Below are 12,015 nucleotides of genomic sequence, written 5' to 3'. Positions count from 1 at the left end.
ATGTGCATGAAGCTTCCGCCCCTCATCGCTTCGGGAGAAGACCTGACTTCCGATGAAATCGCCCGGTACAGCCGCCATCTGCTGCTGCCCGATCTGGGGATGGAAGGACAGCGGCGTCTCAAGGCGGCGCGCGTCCTGGTCATCGGTGCCGGTGGCCTGGGTTCGCCCGTGCTGCTGTATCTCGCCGCGGCCGGCGTCGGCCACATCGGCATCGTGGAGTTCGACCACGTCGATCTCTCCAACCTGCAGCGGCAGGTGATCCACGGGATGTCCGATCTCGGCACGCCCAAAGGAGAAAGCGCCCGCCGCGCCATCCATGAACTCAACCCGTTCGTGAACGTGCGGCTGCATCCCGCAAGGCTGGAGGCGCACAACGCGCTGGAAATACTGCAGACCTACGACCTGGTCATCGACGGCAGCGACAACTTCGCGACCCGCTATCTGGTCAACGATGCCTGTGTCCTGGCAGGCAAGCCTTGCGTATGGGGTTCCATCTACCGCTTCGAGGGGCAGACATCGGTTTTCTGGGAAAGCCCCCCACAAGGCAACGGCCGCAATTACCGCGACCTCTATCCCGAACCGCCTCCCCCCGAGTTGGCCCCCTCCTGCGCGGAGGGGGGTGTGCTGGGCGTGCTGTGCGCGTCCATCGGTTCGGTCATGGCCACCGAGGCCATCAAGCTCATCACCGGCATGGGCGAGACATTGCTCGGACGCCTTCTGATCTATGACGCGCTGGACATGTCCTGGCGCGAGCTTGCGCTTCGGCAGGCATTGCAGCGCCCCCCGATCACCGGCTTCGTGGACTACCCCGCGCTGTGCGGCATGCGCGCAGCGCAGGAAGCGCCCGTGCCGTCGGTGTCGGTCCGGGAGCTGCGGGCCCTGATCGATACGGGAGCGCCCTGCGTGCTCATCGACGTGCGTGAGAGCGGCGAATGGGAGATCGGCAGGATTCCCGGGGCACGCCACATCCCCAAGGCCCGGCTCGCAAGCGACGCATGGCTGTCGCAGCAGCCTGCCGACGCACCCATCGTGCTGTATTGCAAGTCGGGCGCCCGCTCGCGGCAGGCGCTGCAAGCCATGCACGGACGCTTCACGCAGGCACGCGACCTCCAGGGCGGCATCCTGGCATGGATCGATGAGATCGATCCGGCGATGCCACGCTATTGATCCATGGAGCGCCCAGATGCTGCGACTGCCCAGGGAGATCGCGGATGCCGTGCTGCGGCATGCCATGGAAGCGCATCCGATCGAGGCCTGCGGTGTGATCGCAGGCCCCTCGTGCGGGCCGGCTTCGCGCTGCATTCCACTGCGCAATGCCGCAGGCTCCACCGATGCGTTCAGATTCGACCCACGCGAGCAACTGGCCGTGTGGCGCGACCTGGATGCACGCGACGAAGTGCCGCTGGCGCTCTACCACTCCCACACGTCATCTCAGGCCTTTCCCAGCCGGGAAGACGTGGCGTTCGCGGTGGACCCCTCACCCCATTACCTGATCGTTTCCACCGCGACCCCGCAGTACCCGGAGCTGCGCAGCTTCCGCATCACGTCGGGCCGGGTCACGGAGGAAACCCTCGTCATCACCACTGCCCCCTGACTCCCGAGGAGCACCCTGCATGTCCATCACCGTCCATATCCCCACGCTGCTGCGAACACTCACCCTCGACCGCAAGCGGGTCGAAGGCACCGGAGCCACGGTCCGGGAAGTCATCGAATCCCTGGAGAACGCCTATCCCGGAATCCAGGGCCGACTGGTCAGCGATGGCCGCGTCCACCGCTTCATGAACCTGTACCTCAATGACGAAGACATCCGCTTCGCCAACGATCTGGCCACGCCCGTGCGGCCCGGGGACACCTTGACCATCCTGCCCGCGGTGGCCGGCGGCAGCGGGGCCCCGGCATGCTGACGGAACTGCTTCGCCCCCCGGTGCAGGCAGGGCTGCTGTCCGGCTGCGATCTGGAAGCGATAGCCACGGATGCCGGGGCGCAATTCGCCCCCATGCTGCGCTCTCTGCACTACCAGGCGGCGCGGCTGGGCTTCGCGCCGGGCGGTGCCGTGCATGGGCCCCATTCCGAGGGCGCCACGTTCCGCCTGAACGCTCCGGAGGGGACCGGAGTCACCGTTGCGGTCGCGGGCTGGCCGGACGGGGGGACGGCGCGCGCCAGTGAATTCCTGGTCCAGGCGGCCAGCGGATTGATGGGCATCCACGGCCGCTCCAGCGGCGGCAGCCGCGCCCTTGGGGTGGATTTCGTATCCACCGCCACGGCGGCGCTGGCATTGCAAGGCGCGATGGCGGGGCTGCTGGCGCGGCTGCGCGGGGCCGATGTCTCGCGCGTGGAGCTGTCCATGGGAGGCACGGCACTGCTTTGCGCGGCCCAGTACATCGCCGGAGCCACGGCCCCGGAAGACCCGGAGAGCATCGCGCCAGGCAGTCACACCATCCTCGAGAGACCTCCGTTCGTCTCGTCGGATGGCGTGGTTTTCGAGCTGGAGTGCCTGGATGCCCCACCTTGGCGTGCCTTCTGGCAAGCCTTGGGAGTGGGCTCTGCCGATATCGCGAAAGGCTGGCAGGGCTTCCTGCTGCGCTACGCGAAGGCCGTCTCCCCCGTGCCGGCGAGTCTCATGCAGGCGCTGCGGCACCTTCCCTATGCGGAAATCGCCGTGCGCAGCGAACACGCCGGTATCGCGATCTGCCGCGTGCGCGCACTGCATGAGCGCCGCATCGACCCGGACACCCCCGGGCTCCTGGAGCGCGGCCCCTGGCGCTTCAGTACCGGAGCCATCCGTTCACCCGCACAGCCACGGCCCCATCCCGGCGGACTGCCGCTCGCGGGGCTGACGGTCATTGAATCCTGCCGGCGCATCCAGGGTCCGCTGGCCGGGCACCTGCTGGCCAGCATGGGGGCGAACGTGGTGCGCATCGAGCCCCCGGGCGGCGATCCATTGCGCGGCATGCCGCCGATGTCCGGTGGCGTTTCGGCCCGTTTCGACGCACTGAATCGCGCGAAGGCGGTCCATGAGATCGACATCAAGAGCCCCGCCGGCCGGCAAGCGGTCCTGGAGCTGGTTCGAGACGCCGATGTGTTCCTCCACAACTGGGCCCCCGGCAAAGCAGGATCGATGGGTCTCGATGCGGCGGACATGGCCCGGGTCAACCCCGCCCTGGTGTACGCGCACGCCGGCGACTGGGGCGGCACGCCCCATGCGCCCCGGCTGCCGGGCACGGACTTCACGGCCCAGGCCCATTCGGGAGTGGCCGCGCTCATCGGACAGGCCAGCGGTACCCGCGGAGGCACGCTGTTCACGGCACTCGATGTCCTGGGCGGCATCGTGGCGGCCCAGGGCATCATCGCCGCCCTGCTGCGCCGCCACCTCGACGCCTGCGTGAGCCGGGTCGATACGTCCCTGCTGGATGCCGCGACCCTGTTGAGCGCGCCGTTGCTGGAAAACGCCGCGCCGCACGCTCCCCCGGCCCCCCAGGCCCTGCCGTGGCAAACGGTGCTGCCCACGGGCAGCGGCCCGGTGGCCATCGAGTGCCACGACCGCCCTGCGGCGGAGGCGCTCGCGCGGGCCCTGGGATTGCCCGCGGGCTCCACGCCCCGCGCCATGCACGCGCCCCTGGCGGCCTGGCTGTCGCAACGCACCGCGTGCGATGCACAGCAATCGCTCACGTCATGGGGCGTGCCCGCGCAAGCCATCGCCGAAGACCTCGCCGACCTGGGCCTGCGGCCCGGCCTGGCGCAGGCCCTGCATCGCCCGAACGGCTCCTATCTGCATGTCACCCCCCCCTGGAGATGGTCATGAATGCCTCCGGTATGGTCGATCTCGTCCCCGCATCCCTGCGCCGCTCGTGGAGCAGGGAAGGCTGCTATCCCGATGTCTCGGTGTACCAGGCCTTCGCGGCGCACGCCGCGCGGCAACCCGGGCAACCCGCCGTGCTCTCGCCCGGCCAGTCCATCAGCTATGCGGGGTTGCTCGACATGGCGCAGCGCATGGCCGCCGGGTTGCGCGCACACGGCATCGTCGCGGGCGACGTCGTGGCCTATCAGTTGCCCAATACCTGGCACTGCTGCGCCATCGACCTGGCCGCCGCGGCACTGGGTGCCATGGTGGCGCCCTTCCCTCCAGGGCGGGGACGGCTGGACATCGAGTCCTTGCTGAAGCGCTGCCAGGCGCGCGCCGTGATCGTCTCCCCGCTCTGCGGCGACGTGGATCTGTGCGCGCTCATCGAATCGCTGCGCCCCACGCTGCTGTCGCTGCGGGTGCTGGTGGTCGATGGCGCGCCACGCGCGGGCTGGCATGGCCTGGAAACCCTGCTGGATTGCGCCCCGGTTCCCCCGGCCTCGCTGCCCGGGGTCGATCCGGATGCGCCAGCCCGGCTGCTGGTGTCTTCCGGGACCGAGTCGGAGCCCAAGCTGGTGGCTTATTCGCACAATGCGCTGCTCGGCGGCCGGGGGCGCTTCCTGCAGCGCCTGCACCCTGACGGCGGGAGCTTTCGTGGCCTCTACCTGGTGCCGCTGGGCTCGGCCTTCGGCGCCACGGCCACGAGCGGCGTGCTGTCGTGGCTGGGAGGAACGGTCGCACTGCTGCCCGCCTTCACCCCCGAATCCGCCCTGCAGGCCATCGCCGCGCTGCGCCCGACCCATGTGCTGGGCGTGCCGACGATGCTGCAGCGCATGGCCGCGCACCCGGCGCTCGCCCATACGGATACGTCCAGCCTCGTGGCGCTGGTGAGCGGGGGGGCCGTGATCGATCCCGCCAGCATCCAGCGCTGCATGCAGGCCTTCGGCTGCAGCCTCATCGGACTGTACGGCTCCGCCGATGGCGTGAATTGCCACCACACGCTGGACGATCCTCCGGACCGGGTGCTGCGCAGCGTGGGCCGTCCGAATGCCGGCGTGTGCGCCATCCGCGTGGTCGATGCGCAGGGGCGGGAAGTGCCCTGCGGCGAGGTCGGCGAAATCACGGCGCGCGGCCCGATCAGCCCCATGCAGTACGTGAATGCCCCCGAGCTGGACCGCCGCTACCGTGATTCCGAGGGCTGGGTCTACACGGGCGATCTGGGCTACCTCGACGCCGAGGGTTGCCTGGTGCTGGCAGGGCGCAAGAAGGACATCATCATCCGCGGCGGCGCCAACATCAGTACCGTGCAGATCGAAACGCTGATCACCGGCCACCCCGACGTGGTCAGCGCCGCATGCGTCCCCGTCCCCGATGCCGATCTGGGCCAGCGCGTCTGCCTGTGCCTGACGCTGCGGGATGGCGCGGACCGCCCCGCCCTGGCCGAGATCTGCGCCTACCTGCGCGATCGCGGGCTGGAGATCAACAAGCTGCCCGAGTACTTGCGGTACTACCGCCAGCTGCCGCTGAGCCCTGCAGGCAAGGTGGACAAGAAATCCCTGACCGCCGAAGTCGCGGAGCTGGGCACGGGGCCCGGTTTCCTCGTCAGCGTATGAAACAGGAAGACCCCATGGACATCGGCACGCATTCCGCACCGCCCGAAGACCTCGCGCACCGGACCCGGCACTGGGTCGATACCCATCTCATTCCCGCGGAAACGGCGCTGGGCGAGGACAGCGATGCGGCGCACGCCCGCATGGCCGGGTTGATCGCCTCGGCCCGGCAGTCCGGACTCTGGGGCATCTTTCTGCCCGTGGCGCTGGGCGGGCAGTTGGGACAACTGAGCGCCTATGCGCGGGTCGCGGAGGAAGAAGGCCGCTCGGAGTTCGGCCCGGAAGTATTCGGCAGCGAAGCCGTGGTGGATGCGCACATGCTGCACCGGCACGCCACCCGCGCGGTGCGGGAGCACTATCTCGCGGACCTGGCGGCGGGGCGCGCGACACCGGCCTACGGGATGTCCGAGCCGGACGGTGTCGGCTCGGTTCCGGCGACGATCCAGACCACGGCCACGCTGGAAGATGGGCATTGGCGGATCGAAGGCCGCAAGTGGTTCGTCTGCCGCGCCCGCAGGGCCGCTTTCGTGACGGTGGTGGCGCGCACCCGCGCGCATGGCCCGGCCGATGGGGCACTGTCGATGATCGTCGTGCCGGCCGATGCGCCGGGATTCCAGGTGGAGCGAAGCCTGGACATCCTGGGCAGGGACCAGGGGCAATGCGAGATCTCGTTCCAGGGGGTGCGCGTTCCCGCCGACCACGTCCTGGGAGCCCCCCACCAGGGGATGGCACTGATGCGGCAGCGGCTGGCGATGGGCCGGCTGGTGCGCTCCAGCCATTGGCTGGGCCTGGGGCAGCGGTGCCTGGACCTGATGGGCGCGCGCATCCATTCGCCGCGCGGCAGGCTCGCCGCGCTGGCCGACAAGCAGTTGGTGCGCCAGCACGTGTTCGAGGCGCACCTGGCGTTGAAGAGCGCCCGGGCGCTGCTGCGCATGGCCGCCGCCGAGTTCGATGCAGGGCAAGCGTGCGATGTCTCCGTCAACCTGGCCAAGGTCGCCGCCGCGCGCGCGCTGGGGCTCGCGGCCGACTCCGCCGTGCAGATCCATGGCGCCGAAGGGCTCAGTGCCCTGAGCCCGCTCTCACACATCTACCGTGCGGCGCGGGCCACGCGCATCCTCGACGGAACCGACGAGGCCCTCATCAATGCGGTGGGGCGGGACCTCATCGCGGCCGGGGCGCCCATCGCATGAGCCAGCCCCATCCCGCTTCTTCTCCGCCCCCGGGCCCGGCACGGGGCAACGCGGCACTGGCGTGGGTGCTGGTCGCCGCGATGGCCCTGCCCATGCTGGTGCTCTATGCCGTGGGGACGCTGGGGCCGCTCATGGCCCGGGATCTCGGCATGGCACCCGGCGCCCTGGGCTGGATCACCTTCGCCGCCTTCGGCGTGGCCGCGGTGCTCTCCCCCTGGGCCGGGCCGCTCGTGCAGCAGTGGGGGTGCCGCCGCTCCCTGGTCCTGCTTTTCGCGGCGGCGGCGTGCGCCTATGCCGCGATGGCCCTGGCGCCCGGCCTCGGGCTGCTGGCCTGCGCGGTCGCCCTGGACGGCCTGGCCCAGGCGCTGTGCAACCCGGTCACCAACCTCCTGATCGCGCGGCAGGTTCGCCCCGAGCACCGGCCCTGGATGGTCGGGGTGAAGCAGGCCGGCGTGCAGGTCGCCGCCCTGCTCGCCGGGGCCCTGCTGCCCACGCTGGCGCTGTGGTGGGGCTGGCGCGGCGCGCTGGGCATCCTCGTGCCCCTGGCGGTCCTCGGCCTGCTCGCGGCCCGGCGGGTGGCCTGGCCGCAGCCGGCCGGCCCCCGGGGCCCGCTGACTCCGGCACGGCCCCAACGCCTGTTGTGCCTGCTGATGGCGGCGCAGTGCGGCGTCGGCGCGGCGCTGTCCGTGTTCGTCGTCTTCCTGCCGAGCTATACGATGGCGCAGGGCCTGGAGCTGCGGCAGGCCGGCAACCTGGTGGCCCTCTTCGCCGTCATGGGCATCGCGTCGCGCGTCGCGCTGACGCCGCTGGCGGCCCGCAAGGATTCCGGAATTCCGCTGATGCTGGCGCTGATCCTCGCGGCCATGGCCGCGGTCGCCCTGCTGCAGCTCGCTGCGCCAGGGCGGCCCTGGCCGCTCTGGATCGGCGCCGGCCTCATGGGAGCGAGCGCGGTGGCCACCAATGCGCTCGCCATGGGCCTGGTCGTGCAGGGCAGCACCTTCGGGCCCACCGCGGCGGCCTCCGGCTGGCTGTCGGCCGCGTTCTTCGCCGGCATGGCCGCGGGGGCACCGCTCACCGCCGCCCTGGCACACAACTCTTTATCCGCCGCATGGACCGGATCGCTGGCATCGCTGGCGGTCGCCGCCATGGCCTTGCTGCAGCTCGAGCGCCTGCGGCGGCGCACCCCGATGGCCCGCCGCACCGCCTGAATGCACGTCCGACACCGTTTTTCTTCAACACCTCGAACCCCATGTCCACTCTCCGTCCCCATCCCGGCCCCTGGGTCCGCTCGCTCCTGCTGGCATCGCTGGCCGGACCCGCGGCCGCGCAAACCCCGAGCCTTCCGGCCGTGGACATTGCCGCGCGTCCCGTGGTGGAAGAGTCCTCGGTGGACCTTTTTTCCGCGAGTTCCGAGACCATCGGCCTGGACCAGCTGCGCGACCAGAATGCGGTCGATCTCGCCTCCGCCCTGCGCCGCACGCCCGGCGTGCAGATCTCGCGCTACAACCCCGTGGGTGCCTTCGGTGGCGACCAGGGCGGCGCGGTCTACATCCGGGGCATGGGCGTGAGCCGGCCCGGCAGCGAGATCAAGACCTATGTGGATGGCGTCCCGTTCTACATGGGGCTCTGGAGCCATCCGCTGCTCGATCTGCTGCCGGTCAACGGCATGCAGTCGATCACCGTCCACAAGAGCCCGCAGCCCTACCGGAGCGGCAACAACTTCGCATCGATCGACCTGGAGACACGGCGTGCCACCGAGGACGGAGTGCACGGCGACGTGCGCGTCTCGGGCGGCTCCTTCGGCACGTTCACCGAGCAATTCAACCTGCTGGGGCGCCAGGGCGATCTCGACTGGTCCCTGACCCAGGGGCATGCGGAATCCGACGGCCACCGGCCCCACGCCGACGGCAGGCTCGACAACGTGATGGGCCGCATCGGCTACCGGCTCGATGCGAACTGGTCCATCGCGGCCAGCCTGCTGCACGTGGACAACCAAGCCCGCGACCCCGGCGACAGCCGCGCGCCCGCCAGTGCCGTCGCGCCGGAATACAACACCCGGGCGAGCCTGTTGAGCACCTCGCTGTCGCACGTGCACGGCACCTGGCGGGGCGAAGTCAAGCTCTACGGCAGCCGGGGACGGGGCGACTGGCTTCACCAGCCGGCGCCGGATGGTGACAGCATCAACAAATTCCGCATGAGCGGACTGCGCTGGAAAGAGCAGTTCACCCCCTGGGAGGGAGGCACCGTGGTGGCGGGCATCGACCACGACCGCGTGAGCGGCGACGCCATGTTCAACCGCATCGCTCCCGCGCCATCCGGCTTCTTCGATGCGCCCACGTTCAGGATCACGTCCCCTTACGTGGCCGTGCACCAGGACGTGCCGCTGTCCACGGAGTGGACGCTGGTTCCATCGGCGGGCCTGCGCTTCTATGACCACAGCCAGTTCCCGTCGAAGACGGCGCCCCACGCGGGCCTGTCGCTGGTATCGGAGCAATGGACCGTGTTCGCCAACATCGCCCGCGGGATCAACTACCCGGGCCTGGAAACACCGCTGCTGGCTTCGCTGATCGCGCCGCTGGGCGAGAGCTGGAAGCGGCTCTCCGCGGAAGAGCTCGACCATGCGGAAGTCGGGTTCAAGTGGAAGCCCTCCGGAGCCACCGAGATCGGCGCCAGCCTGTTCCACGACAAGTTCAAGAACCGCTATGTCTTCGGCTTCCCGCCCGACGTTCCTCCTCCGCCGCAGTTCATCAACCTCGGGACCTACTCGATGCGCGGCGCGGAGCTGTCCGTGCGCCAGGCGCTGGGACGGGAATGGTCTGTCTTCGCGGGGCTCACGCTGCTCGACCCGAGTGCCGACCATCTGCCCTACAGCCCGAAACGCGCCGTCACGCTCGGTGCCAACGGCCAGGCGGGCCCATGGCGCATCGCCATCGACGCCCAGTACCAGTCCGAGGTGTGGGCGCTCAGCCGGAGCCGGGCGGCCAGTGCATCGAACACGGAGCGGGTGGCCTCGTTCGCGGTTGCCAACGCCCGTTTTGCCTACCCCGTACCTGCCCTGGGCAAGCAGGGGGAGGTCTTTCTCGCGGTCGAAAACCTGTTCGACCGCAGCTACGCATTCCGGCCGGGCTACCCCATGCCGGGCCGTTCCGCGCAGATCGGCCTGACGGCAAGCTTCTGATCGGCCCGCCATGAAAGAAAAAGGAACATCGGAATGAAGCATCTCGTGCACAAAACCATCCTGGTGGCCGGCATGGCCTGGATGATGGCGGCCATGCCCATGGCGTCCCACGCGGCGGAGACCGTTGACCAATCCGCCATCCGCAAGACCATGATGTCCACCTGGGACACACCGGATTCACGCCTGGAAGCCGGCCCCATCGTGGTCATGGCGGATCGGGCGATCGCTGGCTGGACGCAGGGAGAACGGGGCGGCCGGGCCTTGCTGACGCGCAACGCGCAGGGGCAATGGCACGTCTCCGCGTGTGCCGGAGATGGCCTTCGGGATGCGAAGACGCTGGAGATGACGGGCATGTCGGCTTCCGCGGCGCGCGAATTGGCGCGGCAGCTCGCCCAGGCCGAGTCCTCCATCGATCCCCGGCGGCGTGCGCTGTTTTCGACCTTCGACGGGATGGTGCGCATGGGCCCGTCGGATCACCATGCGCCCTCCGGACACGATGCCAGGCATTGATCCGGCCTTGCCGTCTTGAATTCAGGCGGCCCACCGAACCTGGAGGGCCACTCTTTTATTCCTCGTCCGGCGGCAGAAGACCGGCGGCCAGCCACAGGCGGCTGGCCTGCTCATACGCCTCGCGGTGGCGCGGGTCGGCTTTCAGCCATTGGATGAGCTGCCGCGGGGCCACCTCCTCCGGCGCGGCGCCCGTTTCCATCAGCGCATACTGCTGGCGCACCCACGCCCACGCCTGCTCCCAGACCAGGTCGCCCGGCCCTTCCTTCCGGGGCACGCGGCCAGGAAAACAGGAGTCTTTCGTGGAATCGTTCATCGGTGGCATCAGGCGCAAAGGCCGCAAGCTGCGGGCCGGTCAATGCGGCACGCGCGAATCCGTCGGCCGCTGACCTCATCATAAGGAGATACGAAAGTCGCATGAACCAATAGCTTTCCTATGAGTGCGACTATCCGCACATTGAGCCCGTCTTCTATTCGAGCAGATGGCGGTGCCTCTCCAGGACCAGCTCCACGTCGCGGAGCATGAAATTCACCAGGGTCGCGGAACAGCCCATCTCTTGTGCGATCTGGCGCTGCGTCAGTCCCTTGGACCGGCTGAGCTTGAACGCCTGCTGCGTGCGCGCCGGCAGTTGCTTCAGTTCCGCGTCCAGGATCTCGATGATCTGGAACACCTGGGCCAGCCGCTCCGGCGTCTCGCCGAATTGCAGGTCGAAGGCGTCCAGATCCTCCGGGTCCTCCAGCGATGCGCGGTAGGCCTGCTCCATGGAACGGCGCCGGTAGCAGTCCAGTGCCAGGTTGCGCACGATCTGGCAGCAGTAGCACGCGGCGTTGACGATCGCGGCGCGGGGGGACAGCTCCATGATCTTGACGTAGGCATCCTGAACGATTTCCTCGGCCAGCTCCCGGCTGTGCAGGATGCCCCGTGCGACCCCCCGGAGCTTTGCCTGGTTCAGCAAGAACTCCTTCTCCAGTCCGCTGCAGCTTTCTTTCAACATGGAAGCTGTCACTCCTTGACACGGTTCAGGAAGACACCGCGAGACGACGCAACGACCCACATCCGAAAAGGCGCAGGCCCGCCGGACACCCTCGAACCCGACAGTCGATCCACGTACGACGCGGCCTCCCCGCCCCATGCCCATGCGGCGCATTGCGCCATGGAACGGAAGTCCACCCTTCGCGGACTGGAATTTCTGTTCTGTGGAATTCAGAATAATTATCAATACGGATGCTAGCAGAACGATGACAAAGCGCTGCCGCCCGGCGGGCGCGCAAATGTTTCAAACCTTATTCGGGGAATTACCGTTTCCCGGGGGCCTGCCAGGGGCCGGCGGCTGGCGGGCAGCGCCCGGGTGGCCGCACATTTCGATGCGATTGGAGACGCCACCGCGGGCGGCGGAGGCGTCCGCGCCCTGGGCCATGGGAAGCCCCCGCAGCGTGCCGGCGCAGGCTGGGGCGGCCCTGAAGAACTACCGCCTCTGGCGGCTTCCACCCGGGGCGCGACGTGCCCCAGGGGTGTCGTGTCAATTCAATCGAGCCCGCCCTGGCAGAGGTACTTGGTGTGCAGGTAGTCGTCCAGCCCGTGGGTGGAGCCCTCACGGCCGTAGCCCGACTCCTTCACGCCCCCGAAGGGCGCGGCCTCCGCCGCCAGCGCCCCCTCGTTGATGCCCACGATGCCCGTCTCCAGCAGCC

12 protein-coding genes are annotated in these 12,015 nt (G+C 69.2%); 9 read left to right on the top strand and 3 right to left on the bottom strand.

The genetic code is table 11. The annotated features are described in order from the left end of the window. The first annotated feature begins 6 nt into the window (after positions 1-6). From moeB to AX018_RS21525, 9 genes are all read left to right on the top strand, one after another. Entirely contained in the window at positions 7-1,167 is a 1,161-nt protein-coding gene (gene moeB / locus AX018_RS21565; protein WP_111881683.1) for a molybdopterin-synthase adenylyltransferase MoeB, read from the top strand. 16 nt (positions 1,168-1,183) lie between these two features. Beyond that, positions 1,184-1,594: a M67 family metallopeptidase gene (locus tag AX018_RS21560; protein ID WP_111881681.1), complete on the top strand. Its 411-nt coding sequence runs from the start codon at positions 1,184-1,186 to the stop codon at positions 1,592-1,594. 19 nt (positions 1,595-1,613) lie between these two features. Further along, on the top strand, positions 1,614-1,904 hold the full coding sequence (locus tag AX018_RS21555; RefSeq protein ID WP_111881678.1) for a MoaD/ThiS family protein: 291 nt from the start codon (positions 1,614-1,616) through the stop codon (positions 1,902-1,904). 92 nt (positions 1,905-1,996) lie between these two features. Next, positions 1,997-3,802, top strand: coding sequence for a CoA transferase (locus AX018_RS21550; protein ID WP_170146319.1), 1,806 nt, complete (start codon positions 1,997-1,999; stop codon positions 3,800-3,802). Further along, positions 3,799-5,454 carry an AMP-binding protein gene (locus tag AX018_RS21545; RefSeq protein ID WP_111881704.1) on the top strand — a complete coding sequence of 552 codons (1,656 nt, stop codon included), beginning with the start codon at positions 3,799-3,801 and terminating at the stop codon, positions 5,452-5,454. The genes AX018_RS21550 and AX018_RS21545 overlap by 4 nt, the downstream gene beginning before the upstream one ends. Positions 5,455-5,468: 14 nt before the next feature. Beyond that, entirely contained in the window at positions 5,469-6,641 is a 1,173-nt protein-coding gene (locus AX018_RS21540; RefSeq protein ID WP_111881701.1) for an acyl-CoA dehydrogenase family protein, read from the top strand. Beyond that, positions 6,638-7,849 carry an MFS transporter gene (locus tag AX018_RS21535; RefSeq protein WP_111881674.1) on the top strand — a complete coding sequence of 404 codons (1,212 nt, stop codon included), beginning with the start codon at positions 6,638-6,640 and terminating at the stop codon, positions 7,847-7,849. Before AX018_RS21540 ends, AX018_RS21535 begins: the two co-directional genes overlap by 4 nt. Positions 7,850-7,890: 41 nt before the next feature. Next, positions 7,891-9,819 (top strand): TonB-dependent receptor domain-containing protein, encoded by a 1,929-nt coding sequence (locus AX018_RS21530; protein WP_111881671.1) that lies wholly within the window; start codon positions 7,891-7,893, stop codon positions 9,817-9,819. 33 nt (positions 9,820-9,852) lie between these two features. Further along, positions 9,853-10,329 (top strand): copper uptake system-associated protein, encoded by a 477-nt coding sequence (locus AX018_RS21525; protein WP_111881669.1) that lies wholly within the window; start codon positions 9,853-9,855, stop codon positions 10,327-10,329. 55 nt (positions 10,330-10,384) lie between these two features. Here the strand turns inward: AX018_RS21525 and AX018_RS21520 are convergent, their stop codons facing one another. The 3 genes from AX018_RS21520 to AX018_RS21510 form a co-directional block, all read right to left on the bottom strand. Continuing rightward, entirely contained in the window at positions 10,385-10,642 is a 258-nt protein-coding gene (locus AX018_RS21520; RefSeq protein WP_111881666.1) for a FecR/PupR family sigma factor regulator, read from the bottom strand. Between the two features lie 154 nt (positions 10,643-10,796). Continuing rightward, positions 10,797-11,321 carry a sigma-70 family RNA polymerase sigma factor gene (locus AX018_RS21515; protein ID WP_170146318.1) on the bottom strand — a complete coding sequence of 175 codons (525 nt, stop codon included), beginning with the start codon at positions 11,319-11,321 and terminating at the stop codon, positions 10,797-10,799. Positions 11,322-11,851: 530 nt separating this feature from the next. After that, a partial coding sequence (locus AX018_RS21510) for an aldehyde dehydrogenase family protein (protein ID WP_146749394.1) occupies positions 11,852-12,015 on the bottom strand: 164 nt, incomplete at its 5' end.

This window comes from Paracidovorax anthurii (assembly GCF_003269065.1).
Taxonomy (GTDB): Bacteria; Pseudomonadota; Gammaproteobacteria; order Burkholderiales; family Burkholderiaceae_C; genus Paracidovorax; species Paracidovorax anthurii.
Note: the sequence above shows the minus strand (reverse complement) of the source record. Positions and strands in the feature narration are given on the sequence as shown.